Origin of the sequence: Rhizobium sp. SU303, from assembly GCF_021052345.1 — a bacterium.
Lineage (GTDB): Bacteria > Pseudomonadota > Alphaproteobacteria > Rhizobiales > Rhizobiaceae > Rhizobium > Rhizobium laguerreae.
Genome location: NZ_CP088095.1, coordinates 1,796,623 through 1,820,516 on the forward strand (window position 1 = coordinate 1,796,623; position 23,894 = coordinate 1,820,516).

The following is a 23,894-nucleotide window of genomic DNA, read 5'->3' on the forward strand; positions in this document are numbered from 1 at the left end:
CGGTCGCGTGGAAGAAGTCGGCATCATCAAACTGTTCACTGAGTATGCCTTTACACAAGGCGTGCTGGGCTTCACGACGCTTCTTTTCCTCTGCCTGTTTCTGCTCTCGCACCATGGGAGGGGCAAGGACAGGAAGCGTTACGACAGCGATATCGCCCATATGCGGAAGGAATTCGAGGCGCTGACGGAAAAGCGCCTGGCTGAATATCAGAAAGTCATTGATGCGATCACCGATCTCACGGCAACGCAGAAGCTGCAATTCGCAGTGAATGCGACCGTCGTGCAGGCAAAGGAGAGGGCATGAAGCTACTCCCGTTCTTCAGGCACCGCAGCGATCAGAGGGCGCGCCCTCTGCTTTCCGAAGACGCCCGCCAGCAACTGCTCGAGGCCGAGGGCAAATTCGCCGAGGCCTTGGCGGACCACGCTGTGAAAATGGACTGGGCGCGGCGCATCGCCCTGGCCACCCTTGAAAAACTCGATGAAAGGCAAGCTAAATGAAACGACTGCGCCGAAGCCTGATCGCCTATCTGTTCCTCGCCGTGACACTACTCACTTGGCTTTGTGCTTCACTCTTCTCCTGGTACGAATTTCAGGAGATCGCCTCTGCGCTGGTCATGGGCTCATGCCTTGTCGGCATGGTGCAATGGTTCAAGCCGGCGGCGAGGTCGATGCGCGATGGCCAAGACTATGCCGATTTCTTTGCCTTCAGCATCTTCCAGATCCTGTTCTTCATGTCAGTGCAGCGGCTGTGGGGCAATCTGCTCCGGTGGACCGGGCGACCGGATTACCTGGTCTATTCGCCGGTTACCGGCATCATCATGATCATGGGGGCTTTCTCAGTCTTCTTGATGATCCTAGCGCGGGGGACGGAAGGCGGCCACGTGCCGCGCGACAACATCACCCGGGCGATCGTCGCCCTTATCCTCTCCGGTATCATCGCGGCGACGACGCTTATTGTGTTCTCGGATCGGCTCGACGAGCTCGGGCGGCTCGATGCGCCGCTGATGCGGGTGCCGCAGGCGGCGCTCGTTGTTTCGCCCTTTCCGACGTTTGGGGACCCGTAAAAGGCAGTCGACCTACTCTCAGCAGACTGCGCTCGACAAACTTCAGAACATCGTTGCTCGGCTCTTTTAAGAAAGGGCCGAGCTTTTTTTGCGTTTGCTCTCAACTTCTGTCCGCTTGTGGATCAGGCGGGCCTTCAGTTTGTCGATTTCGGTAATCACGTCCGTAAAATCTTCGTCGCTGGAGAATATATCTGAAAACGACGCCTCCAAGCGAGCGACAATCTCTGCGTTCAAAGAACGCTTCGATTTGCGTGCGGCTTCTTCCACGCGCGCCCTTAGCTCCGGCAGCAATCGCAGGCCAAACGGGGTGACGTTTCCGATTTTTTCGCTGGGCGATTTCTTGCTGCTCATAGCAACACTTTGTAGCGAAAGTGCAGTTGACATCAATCGCTTCAAGGTGTTGCTATGGCGACACTGTGTTGCTAATTTAGAGGTGGCCTATGAACAGCAAAATAACGCCGTTTGGGCTGAGGATGCCAAGCGATATCAATGAGTGGGTAGAAGCGGAAGCGGCCCGGAATCTGAGATCGAAAAACTCCGAAATCGTCATGGCGCTCAAAGAGAAAATGGAACGTCAGAAAAAGACAAAGGGCGAAGCGCCGGCCTAGGAACCTGCTTCGCCCTGAATTTGGTCATAAATCAGTAAGGAAGTACGACATGCAAAAAATACACGAAGCTGTGCCAGATGGCAACAGACGGCGATTTCTGGCTCTTTCAGGCATGGCGGCAATGGCCGTGGCGGTACCGGCAATGGCGGCTCCGCAGACAAGTGGATTTCTTGACCAAACCATTATCTGGCTTCGCGATCGCTTCATGCAGGAGGCGCAAAGGTTCCTCTCCGGGAACACCATGAACCTCGGCTCGGCCGAGAGGATGGGCCGTCTTGCTCGCGTCATGTCCGAACTGCCGGCGCGAAGCGACAATGCCATCGCGGCCAAGCGCAGCGTCTCAGAATGGGAAGGCCGGATAGAGGGTGGCTTCGTCTCCTACGATGCGATGACGAAGTTTGCCCTGGTTGCATCGATTCGCCGTGACGAAACGGGAGGGTCGGCTTAAATGGATCGCATTCCGTTCATCATCGAGCAGCTGAAGGAAGCCAGGCACATTGCCGCCGACAATCCGGGTGGTGAGATGGTCGTCTATCTCCTCGACATCGCGATCGTCGAGGCCGAGGAAGAACAGCGCCGCCGCTCAGATCAAGATGAGGAAGAAGGCTGACAGCCCTCTATCAATCACCGATTTTCTCGATATTCAGCGCGCGATTATTCGGGCGGCGAATCTTGAACTCTTCGGGGAAATGCTCCCAGCACCACCACTGGGGAGGCTCGTCTTTCGCGGCGCTGCGGCCGAACCCGCCCCACTTGTCGCAGCCGGCGTGCTCGCAGTAGTGGACATACATTTGTGGCGCCATGGTCAGCGCCGGTTTATCGGTATCGTTCATTCTTCTTCTCCATCCAGAAAGTGGCCAAACCTCAATTTCGCGACCTTCGCCCCGCATGCGCATTTCAGGCGCATTTCGATTTCCTCGATAAGCGCGTGCCTCAAACTGTCGGGCAACGTCTTGCGATCGAATTCGCGCATTACGCCACAGGCCGTACATTCAGCCATGATTTGCACATGCTGCGGGCAGACGTTGATGTAGCCAGGCGACCAGTCTGGGGTCTGATGAAAGCGGCGCATAGTTTCGTCCTCGCAAAGGATCGACCGCCGCATGTCGATGGATTTTTTAGTTTCCCGCCAGAGCGTGTTCCTAATATGTTCTTGCCGTCGATCGAGTCAATAACACAAATTGGGCAATTGCTTTTTAAGGTATTGCTGATGGGATAGGCGGCATGACAAAGCCGCCGAAACCAAAGCCACTCCTGCAGGATGCTGACAAGCCGGTTCGATCCCGGCCTCGCAGATCGCGAAATCCCGCACAGCCGAACCTCCCCCTCGACCCTATGCCGGATCGCATCGATCCTTGCCTTGCGCTGCTGAAGGCCAGGCCGCCGAAGGGCGACGACTGGGTTTATGAAATTAAATGGGACGGCTACCGCCTGGCCGTCCATATCGAGCCGTCCGGGGTACGCATCCTGACGCGCGGCGGCCACGACTGGACAGATCGTTTCCCTGCGATCAAACAGGCGGCGTTGTGGCTTCCTGTTGGCACGGCGATCCTGGACGGAGAGGCGGTGGTTCTCGACCAGCAGGGCCGGTCGGATTTCGGCCTGCTACAACGATCGCTCGGTGGTCGCGGCGGCAAGAAGAGCTCAAGCGACGCAATCTTCATGGCTTTTGATCTGCTCTATTTCGACGGCCGCGATCTCAGAAACTCCGAACACGACATGCGCCGGCATCTGCTCGAGGATCTGGTGCCGGCAGAAGGGCAAGGCGATATCCGGCTTTCGGAGGAGATCGATGCGGACGGTGATCAGTTGCTGGCGAGCGCCTGCGAACTTGACCTTGAGGGTATCGTTGCGAAGCGACGGCGCGCGCCCTATCGCCCCGGCCGGGGCGGCGACTGGATCAAAATTAAATGCGTCCAGAGCGACAGCTTCATCATCGTCGGTCACGAGATATCGATGGCGGCGCGGGGCCATATCGGGTCGCTGCTGCTCGCCGCCCGCAAGGGCGACGACTTGGTCTATGTCGGTTCGGTCGGGACGGGTTTTAAGGAAAGCGAAGCATGGAAGCTGCGCGGCCTGATGGACAGGATCAAGCGAAAGACCCCGGCGATCAAGTATGTCGGCCGGCGGAAGAATGTCGTCTGGCTGCAGCCGACGTTGATCGCGGAAATCGAATATCGAGCGTGGACGGACGACGGTCAGCTGCGACACTCCTCCTACAAGGGGCTTCGCGAGGTGCAGGACAACGCCGCGATCTACGAGATGGAGTAGGGTTCAAGTTCTGGTGACGAATGCCAGGATACGCGACAGGATGCCGAGCTTTACCGGGACGCCGATTGTTTCTTTGCCGAGCTTTGTAAGCCGCCAGCCGGTCACGTAACTCCACCCGCCACCTGGACTATGAATGGTGACGAGGCCAAGATCGCAGGCGCGGTGTACAATGGTCTTGTCGTAATCTTCCCATTCCCCATCAGTCATGAGACAGCAGAGATCGTCTTCCTTCGCCGTCATGTACAGAAGCTGGATAACTTCCTCGTCCGGCGACGCTATAGCGGCCGCCGGGGCCATGCCCGCGTGATTTATTATGTTCATGAATTTGCCCCACCCTAAGTAATTAGCTACAGCCTAAGCGCGAAATTTGCGCAAGAACTATTTTTGGACTTTTGTGACAATGGTTACCAAACGCGCGGTTGTTCAACAGGTGTTTGGGTGTGGCAGGGTGTGGCAGCTGCCGTTGATTTCTAATGAGAAATATTTCAGCGGAGGTGTGGCGATAGTCGCGGTAACTGTTTGACTTTGCCCGCTTGCGCCCTTCCGGGCGAGGCCTCCAACATCTTCCACATGACAGAGTTGTCCGAATACTGCTGGCTCAGCGGTGCCGCATCGGCGTTATCGATCCTACCAGACCCGCGGCCGGGCGAAAAATCGAACTGCGGATTGATGCCCGTGAGGCGGTAGAGCGCCTTCAGATAGCTATTTTCGGATCTCCGCCTGATATTCCACACCGCTCAATCGCGGCCCGTCGGCGATTCGCAACCGGCGCCGAGAAGCCGCCGCATGCCCTGCGCGAAATGCGGGTGAAGCTGCGAGTGCGCAGCTGCTGTATTTGATCAGCAGCAGGCGCGCATCGGCGTTGTAATGAAGCGCTTCTATGCCGCGCGATTGGATCAGAGAGGTTTGCATTCGCACACCCATAGCGGAAGGCGAGGTGCCGCAACAGAATGGTTGACATACGTTAATGCGCGTGCGGCTGTCGAGGGCTGGATTTGAAAGGAAACGAACACATGTCAGAGCTGCGTCTGCCGGCATGAGATTGCCTCAGACGCCGTCCCGGATATTTGAAGCGTGCCTCGGCGTCTATCGTCGCCAGGTCGTTTCGCCGTCCAGCAGCCCGCAGCAGAAGATGCCGATGAGCGCTGCGACGATGAAGAAATCGAACAGCGTGAAATATTCGAAAATCGCAGACATGGCCTGCTCCTCCTATTTCCTCCATTGCAGATCATAGCATGAAGGGGCGGAAGGTTCCACGCTGGAGTTGCAGCGTCCCTCCTGCTCCTGTGGCGCGGAAGAGGCGCCGGCCGGATTCTTTTCGCCGACGGCTGCCAAGCCTTGAAAGCATCCGTGGCGGAGATTAAGAGACGAGGGACAGGAACCGCTTTTCAAGAGCGAGAGGACATGATGGATTTCGAAGCAGCGCGCGCAAAGATGGTCGATACCCAGGTTCGCACGACGGACGTTACCTCGCATTCGGTGCTGACGGCGTTTCACACGGTGCCGCGTGAGGCTTTCGTGCCGGAGAAGGCGAAGCTGCTGGCTTATATCGACAACGACGTCGAGATCTCCGCAGCCGCACCGGGAAAGCCGGCCCGGTTCCTGATGGAGGCATCGCCGCTCGCCAAGCTGCTGCAGCTGGCGGCGATCACCAAAGACGACTTCGTGCTCGAGGTTGGCTGCGGTACGGGTTATGCCTCGGCGCTCTTGTCGATCATTGCCGGCTCCGTCATCGCGCTCGAATGCGACGAGACGCTGGCCACTGAAGCGAAGGCGCAGCTTGCCGGCTACGCCAAGGTCGAGGTGGTGACCGGCCCGCTCGAACAGGGCTACGCTGCCGGCGCTCCCTATGATCTGATCTTCATCAACGGCGCAGTCGAAGAGGTTCCGGCTGCCCTTCTCGGTCAATTGCGCGATGGTGGCCGTCTGATCACCGTTGAAGGTTACGGCAATGCCGCCCGTGCCAAGGTCTTCGTCGCCGAGCGCGGCGCCATTTCGGAAAACGTCTTTTTCAACGCCTCAGTCAAGCCGCTGCCGGGCTTCGCCAAGGCGCGCGAATTCGTTTTCTGACATCGTTCTTGTCTATGACGTTCAGCGACGGGCGCCATCGGCGCCCGTTTTTTGTCAACGCCGCTGGAAAGCCTTCACAAACATCACCTACCCTGACGCCGCCACGGCGGATCGGACGGATGTTATGCGCTTCAACTTCGGTTTTATGGGATGTTCCGCCGCAAAATCGCGACAGGCTTTGCGGGTGGAAAACATCAGGTAACAAAACTGTGCATGGCCGCATTCATTTGATTCGCGATGATTTTTTTCACGTCTGGGGTATTCTAAGGTCGTGGTGATTCGGATGAACGCTCCACACCATCCGGTCGTTGTTTTGGAATAACGGGGATAGATATGGCTCAGCCAAGTGTAGCGCGTGAACCGTCCATGGAAGAAATTCTGGCGTCCATCCGCCAGATCATCGAAAGCAATGAGCCCGGCGCCGGCAAGGCGATTTCCGCATCCCTGCCGCCGGTCTACGGTGCCGACGAGGATGACAATGGCTCCGAAATTCATCTGACGGTCGACGATACCTATGCCGGCGTGGAATTCCCCGAACCGGTCATGCGCTCCTCCGATCCGCGTTTCGTCGCCGCCAATTCGGCCGGCACCGCCCCCGAAGCAGAAGTGCCGGCCCGCGCTCTGTCGCTTGCCGATGTCGCCGCCCGCGTGCGCGCCGCCTCCGAGCGCAGCGCCGTGCAGGCCGGTCAGGCCCTGCGCGAAATTCCGAGCGGCTTCCGTCAGCCCGAACCGCAGCCGGCTGTGATGCCGGAACCGCCGCGCGCCGCGGCACCGCAGCCGCAGCCACCACAGCCTGTTTTCCCGGATGCCGCAGCGCCCATCCAGCCTGCTGCGATCCAGCAGCCGGCCGAGCCGATGTTTACCGAAACGCAAAGGCTTGCCGTCGCCGAGCCTGCGCCTGCCGTCGAAACAGCGCTGCCGGCCATGGAACCCGCTCAGTCGTCGACCGAGCGTTTCCTGCCGAGCGTTATGGACGAGGTCCAGCCGACGCTGCTTTCGGAGGGCGCTGGCCTGCAGATCAGCCGCTCCTTCGAGGAGCTTGCCGCTGCGATCGACGGTGCCGAGCGCCGCTCGCTGGACGAGATTGCTGAGGACATGCTTCGCCCGATGCTGCGCGAATGGCTCGATGATAATCTGCCGACACTGGTCGAGCGGTTGGTGCGCGAGGAAATCGAGCGCGTGGCGCGCGGCCCGCGCCGCTGATCGGATTGCTTTTTCCTGAAAAGCCGCTCCGGTCTCCGGGGCGGCTTTTTTATTGACTTGGCCGTGACCATCCTATTTACAAACGCCACCCTCGAACCTCGAAATTGGTCAGAAAATGCTCGACAAGACCTATGATTCCGCTGCCGTCGAACCGAAAATCGCCGCGATATGGGATGAGGCAGACGCTTTCCGCGCTGGCGCGAACGCCAGGCCGGGCGCCGAGACCTTCACCATTGTGATCCCGCCGCCGAATGTCACCGGTTCGCTGCACATGGGTCATGCGCTGAACAATACGCTGCAGGACATCCTGGTGCGCTTCGAGCGCATGCGCGGCAAAGACGTGCTCTGGCAGCCGGGCATGGACCACGCCGGCATCGCCACGCAGATGGTCGTCGAGCGCAAGCTGATGGAACAGCAGCTGCCGGGCCGCCGCGACATGGGCCGCGAAGCCTTCATCGACAAGATTTGGGAGTGGAAGGCGGAATCGGGTGGCCTGATCTTCAACCAGCTGAAGCGTCTTGGTGCGTCATGCGACTGGTCGCGCGAACGTTTCACCATGGACGAGGGCCTGTCGAAGGCGGTTATCGAGGTTTTCGTCGCCCTCTACAAGGAAGGTCTGATCTACAAGGACAAGCGCCTGGTCAATTGGGATCCGAAGCTGCTGACGGCGATTTCCGATATCGAAGTCGAGCAGCACGAGGTCAAGGGCAATCTCTGGCACCTGCGCTATCCGCTGGAAAAGGGCGTAACCTACCAATACCCGATTGCATTCGATGAGGAAGGCAAGCCGACCGAATTCGAGACGCGCGATTATGTGGTCGTCGCAACGACACGCCCGGAGACCATGCTGGGCGATACCGGTGTTGCCGTCAATCCGAAGGACGAACGCTATCAGGGCATTGTCGGCAAGCATGTCACTCTGCCGATCGTCGGCCGCAGAATTCCGATCGTTGCTGACGATTATGCCGATCCGGCTGCCGGCACCGGCGCGGTGAAGATTACGCCCGCGCACGATTTCAACGACTTCGACGTCGGCAAGCGCGCAGGTCTTCGCGTCATCAATATCATGAACGGCGACGGCACGATCACCATCAAGGACAATGAGGACTTTCTTGAAGGTCTCGACAATCCGGCGGCGTTGCACGGCGCCTGGGACCGCCTGGAAGGGCAGGACCGCTTCTATGCGCGCAAGGTCATCGTCGAGATTTTCGAAGAGGCCGGCCTCGTCGACAAGATCGAGCCGCACAAGCACATGGTCCCGCACGGCGACCGCGGCGGCGTGCCGATCGAACCGCGGCTGACCGAACAGTGGTACGTCGATGCAAAGACGCTCGCCGAACCGGCGATAGCCTCGGTCCGCGAAGGTCGCACCAGGATGGTGCCGAAGAGCTGGGACAAGACCTATTACGAATGGATGGAAAACATCCAGCCCTGGTGTGTCTCCCGTCAGCTCTGGTGGGGTCACCAGATCCCCGCCTGGTACGGCCCGGACGGCCAGGTCTTCGTCGAAAAGACCGAGGAAGAGGCGCTGCAGGCGGCGATCCAGCATTACCTTTCGCACGAGGGGCCGATGAAAGCCTATGTCGAGGACCTGCTTGAAAACTTCAAGCCGGGCGAAATACTGACGCGTGACGAGGACGTGCTCGACACGTGGTTCTCCTCAGCACTCTGGCCTTTCTCGACGCTCGGCTGGCCGGACGAGACGCCCGAACTGGCGCGTTATTACCCGACCAACGTTCTCGTCACCGGCTTCGATATCATCTTCTTCTGGGTTGCCCGCATGATGATGATGGGCCTGCACTTCATGAAGGATGAGGACGGCGAACCCGTCGAGCCCTTCCAGACCGTCTATGTCCACGCGCTGGTGCGCGACAAGAATGGGCAGAAGATGTCGAAATCGAAGGGCAACGTCATCGATCCCCTCGAACTGATCGACGAATACGGCGCCGACGCGCTGCGGTTTACCCTGGCGATCATGGCGGCGCAGGGCCGCGACGTGAAGCTCGATCCGGCCCGCATCGCCGGCTACCGCAATTTCGGCACCAAGCTCTGGAATGCCACGCGCTTCGCCGAAATGAACGGCGCAAGAAGCGACCCGCATTTCGTGCCCGAAGCCGCCGAGCTCACCATCAATCGCTGGATCCTGACGGAACTTGCCCGTACGGAACGTGACGTTACGGAAGCACTCGAGGCCTTCCGCTTCAACGATGCTGCCGGCGCGCTCTACCGCTTCGTCTGGAACGAGGTCTGCGACTGGTATCTTGAACTGTTGAAGCCGGTCTTCAATGGTGAGGACGAGGGCGCCAAGGCGGAAGCCCAGGCCTGCAGCGCCTATATTCTCGAAGAGATCTACAAGCTGCTGCATCCCTTCATGCCCTTCATGACCGAAGAGCTTTGGGCCCATACCGCAGGCGAAGGCGAAGAGCGCGACACATTGGTCTGCCACGCCGAATGGCCGGCGCCGTCTTATGCCGATGACGGGGCCGCCGACGAAATCAACTGGCTGATCGACCTCGTCTCCGGCATCCGCTCAGTGCGCGCTGAAATGAATGTGCCGCCATCGGCGACAGCCCCACTTGTCGTCGTCAAGTCCAACAACCTGACGCGTGAACGGCTGTTCCGCCACGACGCCGCCATCAAGCGCCTTGCGCGCGTCGAGGCGATATCGCTGGCTGACGATGCGCCCAAGGGTGCCGCTCAGATCGTCATCGCCGAGGCCACCATCTGCCTGCCGCTCGGCAATCTGATCGACCTTTCCGCCGAAAAGGCTCGTCTGGAAAAAGCGATTACCAAGATGGAGAGCGAGATCTCCCGCATCGACGGCAAGCTCTCAAACGAGAAGTTCGTCGCCAACGCCAATCCCGAAGTCGTCGAGGCCGAGCGTGATCGCCTCGAGGAACTGAAGGGTCAGATCGCGAGCTTGAGGGGCGCTCTTTCCAGGGTGAGCGAAGCCGGGTAAGTTTCACCGGCCCTATTTGGTAAGTTATTTCAAAGACGCGCCCTCTGCCGGCGCGTCTTTTGTCGTTCTGTGCGCATGCGATTCGCGCCTGAAAACGGCTGATTTCAGGCGCGCAGCCTGTGGATTGTGGCTGAACGGCCATCCAGCGGGCGAAAACTGCCACTGTTGTCGGATTGATACAGCTGCTGCAATGTTTGGAATGAAAACCCAAAAGACCACCTGGAATTCGATAAGTCTGGAATAAAATTTTATTAACCAGGTTTTTTGACGTGTCCGTCAATCTCTTTACGTAAGTTAGCCGCTGCAATGCCTGGGAGCGCTACCGTGGCGCGCGTTGCCATATCGAGCGAACGCTTACTAAAGTGGCGTCACATTAATTGCTGGAGTGGGGGAGACACAATGGCATCGCGTAGGTTTTCCAAGGGCGTAACGTCGCTCGTTCTTCTTTCGTCGCTTGCATCGCCGTCCTTCGCCGGCGGTCTGGAGCGCGGCGGATATAATATCGATCAGCTGTTCGACACGTCGCCTTTCTCATTTCAGTCCGGTGTGACCTACGTCACACCGCAACGCAGGCTGAAGGACGTCCGAGATACGGATACGTCGGTATCCCCAGGCGGCGGCAATCTGAACAGCCGTCCAAACACAGCTGACGATACCTCAAATTACACCATCCCTTATATTGGCTTTAAGGCTGGTTTTGGCGATGCAATCGACTGCCTGATCGACTATTCCGAGCCCTTCGGCGGGCATACCGACCCCGGTCTCAACTGGGCCGGCGCCAACAATAACATCGAGACAGAGATCAAAACCCGCAACTATGGCGGCACCTGCTCCTATCGTTTTGATGTCGGCCCCGGGCAGCTTCGCTTCATCGGCGGCGCTTTCTATCAGGAAGTCGAAGGCTTCAAGGAACGTCTGGTTTCAACCGTTCCGCTTCTGGTCGGTACCGGCAACGGCGTCGGCCGCCTCGATCTTGAAGATAGTGGCTGGGGCTGGCGCGCCGGTCTCGCCTACGAGATTCCGGAATATGCAATGCGAGCAAGCCTCGTCTATAACAGCCGTGTAAAATACGACAATCTGACTGGTACGGTGGATCTGACGCAGGTGACCGCGCCATTCGCACCGCTGAATGGCGCTCCATACGGAAGGATCACGGACGTCTTTGGCTCTGCCGAAGCGCCGGATTCGCTTGAGCTTAAGTTGCAAAGCGGTATCGCTCCGGATTGGCTCGCCTTCGGATCGGTAAAGTGGACGAACTGGAGTGTTCTGCAGTCCGTGCCTTTCTGCCCAAAGTCGACCAAGGGCTTGGTCGCCTGCACCTCCGGCGGTGCGACGGAGCTGACCTCGCTCGACCTTCTTTACCAGGACGGTTGGACGATCACCGGTGGTGTCGGTCACAAGTTCAACGAACAGTGGGCAGGTGCGGTCAGCCTCACCTGGGATCGCGGCACCAGCCAAGGCTATGGCGCGCAAACCGATAGCTGGACGCTCGGACTCGGTGCAGCCTTCACGCCGACCGAACATATCGAATGGCGCGTCGCCGGTGCCGTGGGCGTGTTGACGAGCGGTTCGTCTGGCGTTGTGACCCAGAACGGCGTCACGTTTGGAGATGATGTCTCCTATTCCTTTGGCAACGATCTGGTTGCTGCGCTGTCGACGAGCCTAAAGGTCAAGTTCTAATTCCCCGATCTGAAGAATTGAGGAGCCCGGCAGTGCCGGGCTCTTCTTTATTCGCGTCCGTTAATCATGCCATTTCCGGTCCCGTTTTGTGACGATTCAGCAACACATTTTTACGACGTTTGGCGTATGGTGGTGGTAGGGCGAATTTGTCCATTTCCCGCCACAAAGAGGGCGCAGCGATATTAGCGGGTGAGGCATGGCAGGCGTACGGTGCGTGTAAATAGTAGCATGGGTCGATTTTTTTCCGGTAACATGAAGTCGTGCGGCGCGATTGGCGACAATCGTTTGTTTGCGGCCGTTTCGCTTTCCGAACAAGGCTGTTCCGGCCGCCGATCCGACCTCGCGATGAGGTCGTCGATTCATGCATTGTGGTTATTTTCGACCCGCTCAGCTGAGCAGCCCGGCCTTACCGAAAATGTCGATACCGCTTTCGTCACATTTACTGTTTACGAATGCGATAAAGGCGGGAAGGCGGATGCCGCACCTGCCGAAAGAGTGCCACAGAGATTGCAGTCGAGCCATGCCGGGAGCCGGGTGGTTCTGAAGGATGGGCTGAGAATATCGCCTTTGAGAAAAGGCCAGTGGGCTGAATGCGACGCGGGTAAAGGAGCCATGGAGCTCGCCGCGGGATCGCTCGCCTCGAAGAAATACATCCGCGGGATGCACGGCATGAGCCGCCGTTGCCGCCTGCCTGGGATGAGCGAAAGAAATCGGTTGAAATGGTGACGTCCGAGTTCAAACTGTTCAAATTCATGCTGGTGGGCATGTCTATAGCGCTGGCGCTGTCCGGTCCGTGCCGCGCATTCGACATCAAAGGTGGCGTCAGCAAGGAATCCGGACCCTTCGATCTCTTCAAGTTCGGCTTCAAGGCCTATAAGAACGGCCAGAAGGAAGAGGCGGTCGAAGCCTATAAATACGCCGCCGAAAAGGGGCATACCGGCTCGCGCTGGGCGCTCGCCAACATGTATGCCGATGGCGACGGTGTCACGCAGGACGATTTCGAAGCCTTCAAGATCTACAGCGAGATCGCCCAGCAGGGCGTCGAACCCGGCTCGGAAGACACCGGCTTCTTCGTCAACGCGCTGCTCTCGCTCGCCAACTATTACAAGCACGGCATCGCCGGCAGTCCGGTCAGGACCGACCTCAGCCAGGCGCGCCAGCTTTATTTTCAGGTGGCTTCTACTTTTGGCGTGCCCGAGGCGCAGTTCCAGCTGGCGCAGATGATGCTGGCCGGCGAGGGTGGCAATTCCAGCCCGCAGCAGGCGAAGAAATGGCTGAACCAGGCCCGCAAGAGTGGCCATCCCGGCGCCATGGCGGTCTTCGGCAATATTCTTTTCGACGAAGGCCAGACGGCCCGTGGTCTGGCGCTGATGACGGCGGCACTCGACCGCTGCAAGCCCAAGGACTGCGGCTGGATGGAAGCACTGCAGGAGCAGGCCTTCTCGGTTGCAAACGAGTCCGACCGCCGCACTGCGGTGTCGCTGTCGCACACGATCGCGAGCGGTTCGGACGATTGAGGTAGAAGGCCTCAGGCTGCGAAATCGAAATAGGCGATGACGGGCACGTGGTCGGACGGCTTTTCCCAGGCCCGCACATGTTTTTCGATCGCAGCCGACGTCATCCGGTCGGCAGCTTCCGGCGACAGCAGCAGATGGTCGATGCGGATGCCGTTGTTCTTCGGCCAGGCGCCGGCCTGATAATCCCAGAAGGAATAGAACTGCGTCGCATCCGTCGTGGCGCGCACCGCATCCGTCAGGCCGAGATTTTCGAGCCTGCGAAACGCCGCCCGCGTCTGTGGGAGAAATAGCGCGTCGTTTTCCCACACCTTGGGATCGAAGCAGTCGTGCGGTTCCGGGATGACGTTGTAATCGCCGGCAAGGATCAGCATCTCCTCATAGGCCAGCCGTTCGGCGGCGAACGTGCGCAGGCGCTCCATCCAGGCGAGCTTGTAGGGATATTTCTCCGTTTCGACAGGATTGCCGTTGGGCAGGTAGATGCAGCAGACGCGCAGGATTCGCGTATCGGACAGAGTGAACGCCGCTTCGAGGAAACGCGCCTGTTCGTCCAGCGGATCGCCGGGCAGGCCGCGGTTCACTTCGAAAGGTGAATTCTTGGAGAGGATCGCCACGCCGTTGAAGCCCTTCTGGCCGTGCGTCTCGACGTGATAGCCGAGCGCCTCGATCTCCAGCCGCGGAAAACCCTCGTCGACCGTCTTGATCTCCTGCAGGCAGACGATATCCGGATCGGAATCCTTGAGCCATTGCGTGAGATTGTCGATGCGCGCCTTGACGCCGTTGATGTTCCAAGTCGCGATCTTCATCTCTTCGCCCTGTTCGCTTCGTGCGCTTCTTTTATCGCGGTCTTTCGTCGCCGGACAAGACGATAAACCGGCCGGAAGGAATTCTTCGGCCGGTTTGATGGGGAGTATATGCGTTTAGACGTTCAGATCGAGAAACTGGTGCCGCAGCCGCAGCTTGCCACCGCGTTCGGGTTCTTGATCTGGAAGGATTGGCCAAGCAGATTGTCGACGAAGTCGATCTCCGAGCCCGCCATATAAACCAGCGAAAGGCTGTCGATCAGCACCTTGGCATCGTTCTTTTCGACGATGATGTCGTCGTCGGCGGCGCTGTCGGCAAGATCGAACTTGTAGGAAAAGCCCGAACAGCCGCCACCTTCGACGGAAACGCGCAAGGCGCTCTTGCCGGCTTCGGCGCCGACGATCGCAGCGATACGCTTTGCCGCCGCATCTGAAAGGGTTACACTCGTATCCGTCATGTTTCCTCCTGCCGGGGTCAAGATCCGGAGAGAATGGGTTTTGGCACTTGAATGTTCAAATGCCTGATATCAAAGAAACTTACCATGATATTCGCGAAAAGGCGATGATGCGCCGAAGCGATTAGGAAAGCGCCTCTTTGCCGTTCATCGGGCTATAGGTATGAAGAGCGTCAGGCGGCGTCAATGGGCAGATGCAGCAACATGCAGGATGACGGTGAAGAATGACGATCGATACGCGTGCTTTGGGTTTCGGCAGCAGTGAGAGGGCGGTTTATGCGGCCGACCCCTGGACGACGCGCGGGCGGCTCTATCAGGAGGACGGAAGCCCGACGCGCTCCGATTTCCAGCGCGACCGCGACCGCATCGTCCACACCACCGCCTTCCGCCGGCTGAAGCACAAGACCCAGGTCTTCATCGCCCAGGACGGCGATCATTACCGCACCCGGCTGACGCACACGATCGAGGTGGCGCAGATCGCCCGCGCGCTTGCCCGCGCCCTGAAGCTCGACGAGGATCTGGCCGAAGGCGTAGCGCTCGTGCACGATTTCGGCCATACGCCGTTCGGTCATACCGGCGAGGACGCGCTGCACGAGGTGCTGCTGCCCTATGGCGGCTTCGATCACAATGCCCAATCGCTGCGCATCGTGACCAAACTGGAGAGGCGTTATGCCGAATTCGACGGCATCAACCTGACCTGGGAAAGCCTCGAAGGTCTCGTCAAGCACAATGGTCCGCTTCTGACGGCTGATGGAGTCGGCACCCGCGGTCCCGTTCCTCAGCCGATCCTCGATTATTGCGAGCTGCACGATCTCGAGCTTGCAACCTATGCCAGCCTTGAAGCCCAGGTCGCGGCGATCGCCGACGACATCGCCTATAATACCCACGATATCGACGATGGCCTACGCTCCGGTTACCTGACTTTCGACATGCTGGAGGAAATCCCGTTTCTTGCCGGGCTGATGGCCGAGGTGAGGGCGCGATATCCGCATCTGGAGCCGAGCCGCTTCACCCATGAGATCATGCGCCGCCAGATTACCCGCATGGTCGAAGACGTGATCGGCGTGGCACAGCAGCGCCTGTCGCTCCTCCGCCCTGAGAATGCGGCCGACATCCGCGCTGCCGACCGGGTTATTGCCACCTTTTCCGAGGGAATGGCCGAGACCGACAGGCAGATCAAGGCCATGCTCTTCAAGCGCATCTACCGCAATCCCGATATCATGCGCATCCGTGCCGGTGCCGCCCAGATCGTCACCGATCTCTTTGCCGCCTACATGGCAAATCCCAAGGAGATGCAAAGCCATTACTGGGTCGATCATATCGCCGGCCTGTCCGATGCGCCGAAGGCCCGCCATGTCGGCGATTATCTCGCCGGCATGACCGACACCTATGCCATCAGCGCCCACAGGCGGTTGTTTGACCACACTCCGGATTTGCGATAGGCAGCGGTCGCCCACGCCGAGGGCCGATTTGAGCCTTTGGCACAGCCTATGCATGGAAGAGTGCGATGAACCTTTTTACCGACTTCGAAGCCAGGATCAAAACCGCCCTTGAACAGATCGATCTGGTCAGGGAAAAGCGATCCGAGCTCGATTTCGGCCGCATCACCGTCGAGCCGCCGCGTGACGCGAGCCATGGCGATGTCGCGACCAATGCCGCAATGGTGCTGGCAAAACCGCTCGGAACCAATCCGCGCGCGCTGGCCGACGTCATCATCGCCAAGCTCAAGGAGGATGCCGACGTCGCCGATGTCTCGGTCGCGGGTCCCGGCTTCATCAACATCCGTCTCGCCGTCGGTTACTGGCAGCGGTTGCTCGCCTCGATGATCGGCGCCGGCACCGATTACGGCCGCTCGACGCTCGGCGAGGGCAAGAAGGTCAATGTCGAATATGTCTCGGCCAATCCGACCGGCCCTATGCATGTCGGCCATTGCCGGGGCGCCGTCGTCGGCGACGCGCTCGCCAACCTGCTCGCTTTTGCCGGTTACGGCGTCGAGAAGGAATATTACATCAACGATGCCGGCTCGCAGATTGACGTGCTCGCCCGTTCCGTCTTCCTGCGCTATCGCGAAGCGCTCGGCGAAAAGATCGGCGAAATCCCCTCGGGTCTCTATCCCGGCGACTATCTCGTGCCCGTCGGCCAGTCGCTTGCCGCCGATTACGGCGTGCGGCTGCACAACATGCCGGAAGACCAATGGATGCCGATTGTCAAGGATCGCACCATCGATGCGATGATGGTGATGATCCGTGAGGATCTGGCGGCTCTGAACGTCCATCACGACGTCTTCTTCTCCGAACGCACCCTGCATGCCAATGTTGCAGCTGCGATCCGCACGGCGATCAACGACCTGACCTTCAAGGGCTATGTCTACAAGGGCACGCTGCCGCCGCCGAAGGGCCAGCTTCCCGAGGACTGGGAAGATCGCGAACAGACATTGTTCCGTTCGACCGAGGTGGGCGACGATATCGACCGGCCGCTGATCAAGTCGGACGGCTCCTACACCTATTTCGCCGCCGACGTCGCTTACTTCAAGAACAAGTTCGACCGTGGTTTCGACGAGATGATCTATGTGCTCGGCGCCGACCACGGCGGCTACGTCAAGCGCCTGGAAGCGGTTGCACGCGGCGTTTCGGATGGTAAGGCGAAGCTGACGGTGCTGCTCTGCCAGCTCGTCAAGCTCTATCGCAACGGCGAGCCGGTGAAGATGTCGAAACGCTCGGGCGACTTCGTCACGCTTCGGGACGTCGTCGAAGAAGTCGGCCGTGATTCGGTCCGGTTTATGATGCTTTATCGCAAGAATTCCGAGCCGCTCGACTTCGATTTCGCCAAAGTGACCGAGCAGTCGAAAGATAATCCTGTTTTTTACGTGCAGTATGCGCATGCTCGCTGCATGTCGGTCTTCCGGCAGGCGAGGGAGGCTTTTCCCGACCTCGATGTCTCCCACGAGAAACTGGCGAAAACCGTTGCAGGCATTGGCGATCCGGCCGAATTGCAGCTTGTCGCCAAGCTCGCTGAATTCCCGCGTATCGTCGAGGCGGCGGCCCAGTCGCAGGAGCCGCATCGTATCGCTTTTTACCTCTACGACCTCGCCAGTTCCTTCCACGCGCACTGGAACAAAGGTAAAGATCAGCCGGAATTACGATTTGTTAATGATAAAAACCGAGAATCAAGTATTGCCAGACTTGGGCTGGTGTACGCCGTCGCGTCGGTTTTGAGGTCGGGACTTGCCATTACAGGCACTGCCGCACCGGACGAAATGCGATAACGTCACCATTTCCCCACAATGCGCTGGCATTTGAGCGTTGGCGTTTGCGAGTGGGAATAGGCATGGCTGATAAACAACTTGCGTATGATACGCGCGGAAAAAACGATCTGTTTGCCGACGATGATCCGTTGGCAGAACTGGCCCGTATCGTCGGCTTCGAGCCGCGTGTTGCGGCGAATACCGTGACGGAGACCGCACGCCGCGAGCCCGCCCTCGATCTCGAGGATGAGCTTGGGCGCGAGTTCGACCGCTACGACTCGCCACGTCCGCTTGCCGAACTCGACCGGCCCGCCGAGCCGATCTCTGATGACATCACGCCTGAAGATTACGTCGAGCCCGTTCTCGATGCTTCTTCCGCTGCCGAACATGCGCAGGCTCCTGAGCCGGTTTCGGTTTCCGTCGCCGCTGTTGAGGCTGAAGAAGCTTTGCCCGCCGCAGGAAATGGGGACGCATCTGTCGCCGACTGGGCGGAGCAGCTTTCTCCCGAGCCCGACGCGTCGGTGCAATCGGCCTTCGGCGGTGCGCGCGACCTGATCGAGGAGCTTGAACTGTCGATCGGCGCAGCACCGGTCTCTTCGCTGGTGCAGCCCACCAAGGCGCCGCAATGGTCGGCTGCCAGCATCAGGCTGCCGCTTGCCAATTTCCATGCCCCGAGGCGCGAGGAACCGGTTGTTTTGCCGGAGCCTGTGGCCGAAACGGTCGCCGCACCGGTTGCTGAAGCGCCATCCGCCGATCTTCCTGTGGTCGAGGCTCAACCTGTCGTCGAGCCGCCGGCGCTTGTCGCCGCTGTCGAGCCTTCCGAGGAATTCGAATCCGCTTCTCCGTCACTTGGCTTTCCCGCCGAACTCGACCGCCATGATGAGGTGATCGCGCCGGAAGAGACCGCCGAGGCCGAAGAATTCGTCGAAGTCGAGGAAGAGCTGGAGGATTTCGGGTCCGACGCCGGTTTCGATCTCATCGCTGCCGCCGTCGAAGGCGAGATCCAGGCCGATGCCGCGCTGACCGAGGTCGTGCCGGATGTTCCGCATACCGCCGGCACATTCGATCTCGACGATCTGCTCGCCGACGTCTCGCGTTATCCGGTGCCGCAACGTGCCAATCCGGCGCCCGTCTCGCAGCAACCCGCATCGATCGAGGCAGCGGCCGCTCCCGTCGCTGCCGCACCTGTTCAGTCCGAGGTGATCGCGCCCGCACCGCTCGCCGTAGCACCCGTCCGGTCTGCCCCGATCGAGCCGGCTCCGGTCTATGCAGAAGCCGCAAGGCCGGTCGCGCCGCAGCTTGCCGATGTCGTTACGCCTCAGTCTGCCGCAGCGGCGTATTCGCCGACGCCGCAGCCGGCACCGGAAGCCGACGACCCCTTCGCCGGCCATGATTTCGAGCTGGATCTTGCCGGCATCGAGCTGGAACTGACCGATCTCGATTTCTCCGAGCCGTCCGAGCCGGCACCGCAGCCAGAGCCGCCAGCCCCTGCTCCCCAGCAGGCCGCTGCCGTCGCTCCTCGCCCCGCTCCGGTTTTTGCTCCTGAGCCGCCGGCTCCTGCTTTTGAGCAGGCTGCTGCCGCTCCTGCACGGTCCGCTCCGGCCTTCGTTCCCGAGCCGCAGGCTCAAGCTCCGGCTCCGGCTTTCAACTGGACGCCTGTCTCCGAATCGACCGAAGACCTGCCATTCGATCCGGCGATGATCTCCGATCCGGAGGATCGTCCCGAGGCCGTCGACGACATGCACGTGCCGGCGCTGCCGCCGGTCGAGCAGCCCGCGCCGGTCGCGAAATCTGCGGATTTCGATTTCGATCTCGACGCCGAGATCGCCAGCTTCTTTGAACCGGCCAAACCGCGGCAAACGCCGACGCCGGTCCGGGATACGGCCGCCGCCGCTGCAAAGCCGGTCAAGCCCACCATCGCCGATGGCCTCGATGATTTCGAACGGGCGCTGGAGGAAGATTTCCGCCGCAGCGTGCGCGAGCCGGTCGAGCGCCGCGAGACCTCCGAGGTCCGCATTGAATCGGCAAGCCAGGCCGCCGATTTCAGCCGCGCCCGATCGATGCGCCAGTTGCTTGCCGGGGCCGTCGTGCTCGTGGTCTTTGCCGGCGTCGGTTATGGTGTCTATTCCTCCGTCTGGAACGGCGAGGGGCTCGGCATTGTCGCGTCCGGCGAGCCTCGCGTGATCACCGCCGACAAAGAACCGGTCAAGGTCGTTCCGGAAAATCCTGGCGGCAAGACCGTGCCGAACCAGGATAAGGCCGTCTACGACCGCGTTGCGGGTTCTGCCGAAGAGCCGAAGCAGAAGGCGCTCGTTTCTTCCGATGAGGCGCCCGTCGATGTGGTCCAGCGCACGCTGACACCGGAAGCGCTGCCCGAGGACGACGAGAACGCCAGCGTCGACGATCAGGTCACGCCGACTGCGGTCGGTGAGACGGAGGATCCGCGTCTGCTGCCAACCCAGGACAACGCCGACAACGCTTCGGCAACCAACACTGACAAAACGCCGTCCGTTTCGCCGCGCAAGGTCCGCACGATGATCGTCAAGCCTGACGGTACGTTGGTCGCCCGCGAGGAACCGGCGCCCGTCGACGAGCCGACACAGTCTGCCCAGGTGACGTCCGCTGCCCAGCCGATGCCGCCGGCTCAGCCGGCGTTGACGGCTCCGTCGACCTCGTCCGCGCAATCGACCCCGGCTGTACCTCCCGTCGGTGGAACGGCCGCAAGCTTCCCGGCAAGCGCCGAGGTTGCTTCCGCCGATGCGCGTTCTGCAGCCCCCGTCGAAACCGCGCCGGTACAGCCGCCGCTCGCCGGCAGTGCCGACGCGCAGGCCGCAAACCCGGCTCCGGTCGCGTTGCCGGTGCGCCCGGTCAAGACCTCGGGGATTGCCGATACCGCTCCCATTCCGACAGCGCGTCCGGCCGACCAGCCCGTCAACGTCGTCGGCACCGTGACCGAGAAGGGCAATGTCCGCCCGACCGCACAGCAGCCGAAGACGACCGAGGTCGCGGCCGCAGCACCAGTCGCTGCAAAGCCGCAACAGGCTGCATCCGCCGGCGGCTACGGCATCCAGATCGCCTCGCTGCCTTCGGAAGACGAGGCGACCAAATCCTATGCCAACCTGTCCAAGAAATTCGCCGGCGTGCTTGGCGGCCGCAGCCACGAGATCCGCAGGGCCGATATCGCCGGCAAGGGCACTTTCTACCGTGTCCGCATACCGGCCGGTTCCAAGGATGAGGCCGCAGCACTCTGCGAACAGTATCGCGCGGCGGGCGGAAGCTGCCTGATCTCCAGGTAGGATCGCGTCTTTGAATATCGGAGCGGCGGGCCGGATCGGCTCGCCGCTCTTTTTTGTGCATCGAGCCCGACCTTGCTCGCATTTGGCCGGGCGCCGTCTATGATTCTTGCATGACCGAATCAAAAGCGATGATCCTTGGCTGCAGCGGCCTTGCCCTCACATCCGAAGAGAAAGCCTTTTACCGGGGCGAGCGACCCTGGGGCTTCATCCTCTTCGGGCGCAACATCTCCGAAGCACGGCAGATCGCCGATCTCGTCGCCGAACTGCGCGACAGCGTCGGTTGGCATGCGCCGGTGCTGATCGACCAGGAGGGCGGCCGCGTCCAGCGCATCCGCCCACCCATTCTCACGCGTTATCCTTCCGGCCAGGCGCTCGGCGATCTCTATCGCCGTGATCGCGCACTCGGCCTGCGCGCCGCCTGGCTGATGTCGCGGCTGCACGCCTTCGATCTTTCGAGCCTCGGCATCGATGTCGATTGCCTGCCGGTGCTCGATGTGCCGGTCGAGGGCAGCAGCAACGTCATCGGCGACCGCGCCTATGGCAGCGATCCGGAGACCGTCATTGCGATGGGCCGGGCGGCTGCCGAGGGGCTGAAGGCTGGTGGCCTGTTGCCCGTGATGAAGCATATGCCCGGCCACGGTCGCGGCTTTGCCGATTCACATCTGGAACTGCCCGTCGTCACCGTCCCGCGCGATGAGCTGGAGCTCCATGACTTCCCGCCCTTTGTCGCGATGAAGGACGAGTTGATGGCCATGACCTGCCACGTCGTTTTCGCCGCCATCGACCCGGACAATCCGGCGACGACCTCGCGCAAGGTGATCGACGGCATCATCCGCGATCACATCGGTTTTAACGGTCTGCTGCTCTCCGACGACAGCTCGATGAACGCTCTTTCCGGCACGATCGGTGAACGTGCGGCGAATATCATTGCAGGCGGATGCGATATCGTGCTGCATTGCAATGGCAATATGGACGAGATGCGGGAGGTTGTGGCAAATGTTCCACCGCTCGCCGGCATATCGCTTGCCCGCGCAAAAGCGGTGGAAGCGGGCTTCGCGGCGCCGGATACCGCCGATGAAGCGGAATTGAGGGCGGAATTCGAGGCAATGTTTGCAACGGTCTGATCGTAAGGGAGCAGCTAGGTGAACACGGTCAAGGGCACGGAACGTCCGCAGGCGGCAACGCCGATGGACAAGCTGTGGCAGGATAACGGTGCCGAGCGCGCCAGCCACGAGCCGGCGCTGGTGATCGACGTCGCCGGCTTCGAAGGCCCGCTCGACCTGTTGCTCTATCTCGCCCGCAACCAGAAGGTCGACCTGTCGCGCATTTCGGTGCTGGCGCTCGCCGAGCAATATCTGCTGTTCATCGAAAGCGCCCGGCGTATCCGCATCGAGCTTGCCGCCGATTACCTCGTCATGGCAGCCTGGCTTGCCTATCTCAAGTCGAAGCTGCTCATTCCCCAGCAGGTCAAGGATGACGGCCCTTCCGGCGAGGAGCTGGCGGCAACGCTCGCCTTCCGCCTGAAACGCCTCGAAGCCATGCGCCAGGCGGCAGACGGCCTCGTCAACCGCAATCGCCTCGGCCGCGATATCTTCGTGCGCGGCGCGCCCGAGCATATTCCCGACCGGCAGCAATCCGCTTATGCGGCGAGCCTTTATGATCTCCTGACCGCCTATGCGGCGCTGCGCCAGCGCCATGCCGTCACCCAGGTGACGATCGAGCGGCGCACCGTCTGGTCGCTGACCGATGCCCGCGAACTGCTGACCAAGATGATCGGCGAGGTCGCCGACTGGACGGCGATGGAACATTATCTGCTGCGGTATCTCGCAGCGCCCGAAGAGCGCGTCACGGCAATCGCCAGCGCCTTTGCCGCCTCGCTGGAGCTGGTGCGCGAGGGCAAGCTCGAAATCCGCCAGGACGGCGCCTTTCAGCCGATATACATGCGCCGCGGTCCGAAACATGCCACGCTGCAGGTGGTCGAACAGGAGCGGCCGGCTTGATCGATCTGAAGGGCGAAGCGGATTTCGAAGGCGATTTTGAAGACAGGGCCCCCGACCTGCAGGCCGAGATCGAGGCCGAGCGCATTGCCGAGGCGCTGGTTTTCGCCTCCTCGCAACCGGTCTCCGAAGGCTTCCTCGCCGAGCGCCTGCCTGAGAAGACCGACGTGCACGCGATCATGCTGCGCCTGAAGGAGCAATATGCGCCGCGCGGCGTTAATCTCGTGCAGGTCGAAGGCGCCTGGGCCTTCCGCACCGCCGCCGACCTGTCCTTCGTCATCCGCCGTGATGACAATGAGGTGAAGAAGCTTTCGCGCGCCGCACTGGAAGTGCTGGCGATCATCGCCTACCACCAGCCGGTGACGCGTGCCGAAATCGAGGATATCCGCGGCGTCCAGACCTCGCGCGGCACGCTTGACGTGCTGATGGAAGCTGGCTGGGTGCGGTTCCGTGGCCGCCGGCGCACACCGGGCCGGCCGGTGACATTGGGCACGACGCGCGATTTCCTCGACCATTTCGGGCTCGAAGAGCTGCGTGACCTGCCTGGTCTCGAAGAGTTGAAGGGAGCGGGCTTGCTGTCGGGCCGCATTCCGGCGAATTTCAACATTCCCTCGCCGTTGATGAACGACGAACTGACCGAGGACGAAGACCCGATCACCCAGATGGACCTCGAGGAATTGGGGTTGCTGGCACCGCGCGGCACCCCTGAAGATTGAGGGGCCTGCGTCTT

General features: G+C 60.6%; 26 protein-coding genes. 19 read left to right on the plus strand and 7 right to left on the minus strand.

The features are described from left to right. Window positions 1-7: 7 nt before the first annotated feature. From RlegSU303_RS09020 to RlegSU303_RS09030, 3 genes are read left to right on the plus strand one after another with little or no spacing between them, the layout of a single operon-like run. Window positions 8-304, plus strand: a complete 297-nt coding sequence (locus RlegSU303_RS09020; RefSeq protein WP_231283716.1) for a hypothetical protein — start codon at window positions 8-10, stop codon at window positions 302-304. Continuing rightward, complete coding sequence (locus tag RlegSU303_RS09025; RefSeq protein ID WP_231283717.1) at window positions 301-498, plus strand: hypothetical protein; 198 nt, start codon at window positions 301-303, stop codon at window positions 496-498. Before RlegSU303_RS09020 ends, RlegSU303_RS09025 begins: the two co-directional genes overlap by 4 nt. Then, window positions 495-1,064: a hypothetical protein gene (locus RlegSU303_RS09030; protein WP_231283718.1), complete on the plus strand. Its 570-nt coding sequence runs from the start codon at window positions 495-497 to the stop codon at window positions 1,062-1,064. Before RlegSU303_RS09025 ends, RlegSU303_RS09030 begins: the two co-directional genes overlap by 4 nt. Window positions 1,065-1,130: 66 nt before the next feature. On the opposite strand, the gene RlegSU303_RS09035 is transcribed toward RlegSU303_RS09030, so the two are convergent. Beyond that, window positions 1,131-1,448: an Arc family DNA-binding protein gene (locus RlegSU303_RS09035; protein WP_231283719.1), complete on the minus strand. Its 318-nt coding sequence runs from the start codon at window positions 1,446-1,448 to the stop codon at window positions 1,131-1,133. A gap of 56 nt (window positions 1,449-1,504) precedes the next feature. Between RlegSU303_RS09035 and RlegSU303_RS09040 the strand changes: the two genes are divergently transcribed. The 3 genes from RlegSU303_RS09040 to RlegSU303_RS09050 all read left to right on the plus strand — a co-directional run bounded on the left by RlegSU303_RS09040 (window position 1,505) and on the right by RlegSU303_RS09050 (window position 2,282). Beyond that, a complete protein-coding gene (locus RlegSU303_RS09040) occupies window positions 1,505-1,672 on the plus strand; it encodes an Arc family DNA-binding protein (RefSeq protein ID WP_231283720.1) in 168 nt (55 codons plus the stop codon). Window positions 1,673-1,784: 112 nt separating this feature from the next. Then, on the plus strand, window positions 1,785-2,120 hold the full coding sequence (locus RlegSU303_RS09045; RefSeq protein WP_231283721.1) for a hypothetical protein: 336 nt from the start codon (window positions 1,785-1,787) through the stop codon (window positions 2,118-2,120). Beyond that, on the plus strand, window positions 2,121-2,282 hold the full coding sequence (locus tag RlegSU303_RS09050; protein ID WP_231283722.1) for a hypothetical protein: 162 nt from the start codon (window positions 2,121-2,123) through the stop codon (window positions 2,280-2,282). It begins immediately after the preceding gene. Window positions 2,283-2,292: 10 nt separating this feature from the next. Here the strand turns inward: RlegSU303_RS09050 and RlegSU303_RS09055 are convergent, their stop codons facing one another. Together RlegSU303_RS09055 and RlegSU303_RS09060 are read right to left on the minus strand one after the other, a co-directional pair. Further along, window positions 2,293-2,505 (minus strand): hypothetical protein, encoded by a 213-nt coding sequence (locus tag RlegSU303_RS09055; protein ID WP_231283723.1) that lies wholly within the window; start codon window positions 2,503-2,505, stop codon window positions 2,293-2,295. Further along, window positions 2,502-2,744, minus strand: a complete 243-nt coding sequence (locus RlegSU303_RS09060; protein WP_231283724.1) for a hypothetical protein — start codon at window positions 2,742-2,744, stop codon at window positions 2,502-2,504. The genes RlegSU303_RS09055 and RlegSU303_RS09060 overlap by 4 nt, the downstream gene beginning before the upstream one ends. Window positions 2,745-2,896: 152 nt before the next feature. On the opposite strand from RlegSU303_RS09060, the gene ligD reads away from it, so the two are divergent. Then, complete coding sequence (gene ligD / locus RlegSU303_RS09065; RefSeq protein WP_231283725.1) at window positions 2,897-3,943, plus strand: non-homologous end-joining DNA ligase; 1,047 nt, start codon at window positions 2,897-2,899, stop codon at window positions 3,941-3,943. Between the two features lie 3 nt (window positions 3,944-3,946). Here ligD and RlegSU303_RS09070 read toward each other — a convergent pair whose 3' ends face one another. Both RlegSU303_RS09070 and RlegSU303_RS09075 read right to left on the minus strand, forming a co-directional pair. After that, complete coding sequence (locus RlegSU303_RS09070) at window positions 3,947-4,264, minus strand: hypothetical protein (RefSeq protein ID WP_231283726.1); 318 nt, start codon at window positions 4,262-4,264, stop codon at window positions 3,947-3,949. Window positions 4,265-4,645: 381 nt separating this feature from the next. Further along, on the minus strand, window positions 4,646-4,855 hold the full coding sequence (locus RlegSU303_RS09075) for a hypothetical protein (RefSeq protein ID WP_231283727.1): 210 nt from the start codon (window positions 4,853-4,855) through the stop codon (window positions 4,646-4,648). A gap of 492 nt (window positions 4,856-5,347) precedes the next feature. On the opposite strand from RlegSU303_RS09075, the gene RlegSU303_RS09080 reads away from it, so the two are divergent. The 6 genes from RlegSU303_RS09080 to exoR all read left to right on the plus strand — a co-directional run bounded on the left by RlegSU303_RS09080 (window position 5,348) and on the right by exoR (window position 13,372). Beyond that, on the plus strand, window positions 5,348-6,013 hold the full coding sequence (locus tag RlegSU303_RS09080) for a protein-L-isoaspartate O-methyltransferase family protein (protein ID WP_186806509.1): 666 nt from the start codon (window positions 5,348-5,350) through the stop codon (window positions 6,011-6,013). Between the two features lie 333 nt (window positions 6,014-6,346). Continuing rightward, the gene (locus tag RlegSU303_RS09085) at window positions 6,347-7,216 is read left to right on the plus strand and encodes a PopZ family protein (protein WP_131629432.1); all 870 of its coding nucleotides are present in this window, start codon (window positions 6,347-6,349) and stop codon (window positions 7,214-7,216) included. Window positions 7,217-7,331: 115 nt separating this feature from the next. After that, window positions 7,332-10,175, plus strand: coding sequence for a valine--tRNA ligase (locus RlegSU303_RS09090; RefSeq protein ID WP_231283728.1), 2,844 nt, complete (start codon window positions 7,332-7,334; stop codon window positions 10,173-10,175). 399 nt (window positions 10,176-10,574) lie between these two features. Then, window positions 10,575-11,855 carry an OmpP1/FadL family transporter gene (locus RlegSU303_RS09095; RefSeq protein ID WP_231283729.1) on the plus strand — a complete coding sequence of 427 codons (1,281 nt, stop codon included), beginning with the start codon at window positions 10,575-10,577 and terminating at the stop codon, window positions 11,853-11,855. Between the two features lie 228 nt (window positions 11,856-12,083). Beyond that, window positions 12,084-12,581 carry a hypothetical protein gene (locus RlegSU303_RS09100; protein ID WP_231283730.1) on the plus strand — a complete coding sequence of 166 codons (498 nt, stop codon included), beginning with the start codon at window positions 12,084-12,086 and terminating at the stop codon, window positions 12,579-12,581. Beyond that, window positions 12,575-13,372, plus strand: a complete 798-nt coding sequence (gene exoR, locus RlegSU303_RS09105) for an exopolysaccharide production regulator ExoR (RefSeq protein WP_026158651.1) — start codon at window positions 12,575-12,577, stop codon at window positions 13,370-13,372. The genes RlegSU303_RS09100 and exoR overlap by 7 nt, the downstream gene beginning before the upstream one ends. An 11-nt stretch (window positions 13,373-13,383) precedes the next feature. Here exoR and xth read toward each other — a convergent pair whose 3' ends face one another. Both xth and erpA read right to left on the minus strand, forming a co-directional pair. Then, window positions 13,384-14,175: an exodeoxyribonuclease III gene (gene xth / locus RlegSU303_RS09110; RefSeq protein ID WP_094086096.1), complete on the minus strand. Its 792-nt coding sequence runs from the start codon at window positions 14,173-14,175 to the stop codon at window positions 13,384-13,386. Between the two features lie 122 nt (window positions 14,176-14,297). After that, window positions 14,298-14,630 (minus strand): iron-sulfur cluster insertion protein ErpA, encoded by a 333-nt coding sequence (gene erpA, locus RlegSU303_RS09115; protein ID WP_017960192.1) that lies wholly within the window; start codon window positions 14,628-14,630, stop codon window positions 14,298-14,300. A 221-nt stretch (window positions 14,631-14,851) separates the two neighbouring features. On the opposite strand from erpA, the gene RlegSU303_RS09120 reads away from it, so the two are divergent. The 6 genes from RlegSU303_RS09120 to scpB all read left to right on the plus strand — a co-directional run bounded on the left by RlegSU303_RS09120 (window position 14,852) and on the right by scpB (window position 23,880). Beyond that, complete coding sequence (locus tag RlegSU303_RS09120) at window positions 14,852-16,069, plus strand: deoxyguanosinetriphosphate triphosphohydrolase (RefSeq protein WP_065279719.1); 1,218 nt, start codon at window positions 14,852-14,854, stop codon at window positions 16,067-16,069. Window positions 16,070-16,134: 65 nt separating this feature from the next. Next, entirely contained in the window at window positions 16,135-17,892 is a 1,758-nt protein-coding gene (argS, locus tag RlegSU303_RS09125) for an arginine--tRNA ligase (RefSeq protein ID WP_017960194.1), read from the plus strand. 62 nt (window positions 17,893-17,954) lie between these two features. Further along, the gene (locus tag RlegSU303_RS09130; protein WP_231283731.1) at window positions 17,955-21,167 is read left to right on the plus strand and encodes an SPOR domain-containing protein; all 3,213 of its coding nucleotides are present in this window, start codon (window positions 17,955-17,957) and stop codon (window positions 21,165-21,167) included. Window positions 21,168-21,277: 110 nt separating this feature from the next. Continuing rightward, window positions 21,278-22,291, plus strand: coding sequence for a beta-N-acetylhexosaminidase (gene nagZ / locus RlegSU303_RS09135; protein WP_231283732.1), 1,014 nt, complete (start codon window positions 21,278-21,280; stop codon window positions 22,289-22,291). A gap of 18 nt (window positions 22,292-22,309) precedes the next feature. Then, the gene (locus RlegSU303_RS09140) at window positions 22,310-23,167 is read left to right on the plus strand and encodes a segregation and condensation protein A (protein ID WP_077981171.1); all 858 of its coding nucleotides are present in this window, start codon (window positions 22,310-22,312) and stop codon (window positions 23,165-23,167) included. After that, window positions 23,164-23,880, plus strand: coding sequence for an SMC-Scp complex subunit ScpB (scpB, locus tag RlegSU303_RS09145; protein ID WP_131629426.1), 717 nt, complete (start codon window positions 23,164-23,166; stop codon window positions 23,878-23,880). The genes RlegSU303_RS09140 and scpB overlap by 4 nt, the downstream gene beginning before the upstream one ends. Window positions 23,881-23,894 lie beyond the last annotated feature (14 nt).

Excerpts from the sequence above, each read along its gene's own strand:
- RlegSU303_RS09025 (WP_231283717.1), top strand. The coding sequence starts at position 301 with ATGAAGCTACTCCCGTTCTTCAGGCACCGCAGCGATCAGAGGGCGCGC.
- RlegSU303_RS09030 (WP_231283718.1), top strand. The coding sequence starts at position 495 with ATGAAACGACTGCGCCGAAGCCTGATCGCCTATCTGTTCCTCGCCGTG.
- RlegSU303_RS09035 (WP_231283719.1), bottom strand. The coding sequence starts at position 1,448 with ATGTCAACTGCACTTTCGCTACAAAGTGTTGCTATGAGCAGCAAGAAA.
- RlegSU303_RS09040 (WP_231283720.1), top strand. The coding sequence starts at position 1,505 with ATGAACAGCAAAATAACGCCGTTTGGGCTGAGGATGCCAAGCGATATC.
- RlegSU303_RS09045 (WP_231283721.1), top strand. The coding sequence starts at position 1,785 with ATGGCGGCAATGGCCGTGGCGGTACCGGCAATGGCGGCTCCGCAGACA.
- RlegSU303_RS09050 (WP_231283722.1), top strand. The coding sequence starts at position 2,121 with ATGGATCGCATTCCGTTCATCATCGAGCAGCTGAAGGAAGCCAGGCAC.
- RlegSU303_RS09055 (WP_231283723.1), bottom strand. The coding sequence starts at position 2,505 with ATGAACGATACCGATAAACCGGCGCTGACCATGGCGCCACAAATGTAT.
- RlegSU303_RS09060 (WP_231283724.1), bottom strand. The coding sequence starts at position 2,744 with ATGCGCCGCTTTCATCAGACCCCAGACTGGTCGCCTGGCTACATCAAC.
- ligD (WP_231283725.1), top strand. The coding sequence starts at position 2,897 with ATGACAAAGCCGCCGAAACCAAAGCCACTCCTGCAGGATGCTGACAAG.
- RlegSU303_RS09070 (WP_231283726.1), bottom strand. The coding sequence starts at position 4,264 with ATGAACATAATAAATCACGCGGGCATGGCCCCGGCGGCCGCTATAGCG.
- RlegSU303_RS09075 (WP_231283727.1), bottom strand. The coding sequence starts at position 4,855 with ATGCAAACCTCTCTGATCCAATCGCGCGGCATAGAAGCGCTTCATTAC.
- RlegSU303_RS09080 (WP_186806509.1), top strand. The coding sequence starts at position 5,348 with ATGATGGATTTCGAAGCAGCGCGCGCAAAGATGGTCGATACCCAGGTT.
- RlegSU303_RS09085 (WP_131629432.1), top strand. The coding sequence starts at position 6,347 with ATGGCTCAGCCAAGTGTAGCGCGTGAACCGTCCATGGAAGAAATTCTG.
- RlegSU303_RS09090 (WP_231283728.1), top strand. The coding sequence starts at position 7,332 with ATGCTCGACAAGACCTATGATTCCGCTGCCGTCGAACCGAAAATCGCC.
- RlegSU303_RS09095 (WP_231283729.1), top strand. The coding sequence starts at position 10,575 with ATGGCATCGCGTAGGTTTTCCAAGGGCGTAACGTCGCTCGTTCTTCTT.
- RlegSU303_RS09100 (WP_231283730.1), top strand. The coding sequence starts at position 12,084 with ATGGGTCGATTTTTTTCCGGTAACATGAAGTCGTGCGGCGCGATTGGC.
- exoR (WP_026158651.1), top strand. The coding sequence starts at position 12,575 with ATGGTGACGTCCGAGTTCAAACTGTTCAAATTCATGCTGGTGGGCATG.
- xth (WP_094086096.1), bottom strand. The coding sequence starts at position 14,175 with ATGAAGATCGCGACTTGGAACATCAACGGCGTCAAGGCGCGCATCGAC.
- erpA (WP_017960192.1), bottom strand. The coding sequence starts at position 14,630 with ATGACGGATACGAGTGTAACCCTTTCAGATGCGGCGGCAAAGCGTATC.
- RlegSU303_RS09120 (WP_065279719.1), top strand. The coding sequence starts at position 14,852 with ATGACGATCGATACGCGTGCTTTGGGTTTCGGCAGCAGTGAGAGGGCG.
- argS (WP_017960194.1), top strand. The coding sequence starts at position 16,135 with ATGAACCTTTTTACCGACTTCGAAGCCAGGATCAAAACCGCCCTTGAA.
- RlegSU303_RS09130 (WP_231283731.1), top strand. The coding sequence starts at position 17,955 with ATGGCTGATAAACAACTTGCGTATGATACGCGCGGAAAAAACGATCTG.
- nagZ (WP_231283732.1), top strand. The coding sequence starts at position 21,278 with ATGACCGAATCAAAAGCGATGATCCTTGGCTGCAGCGGCCTTGCCCTC.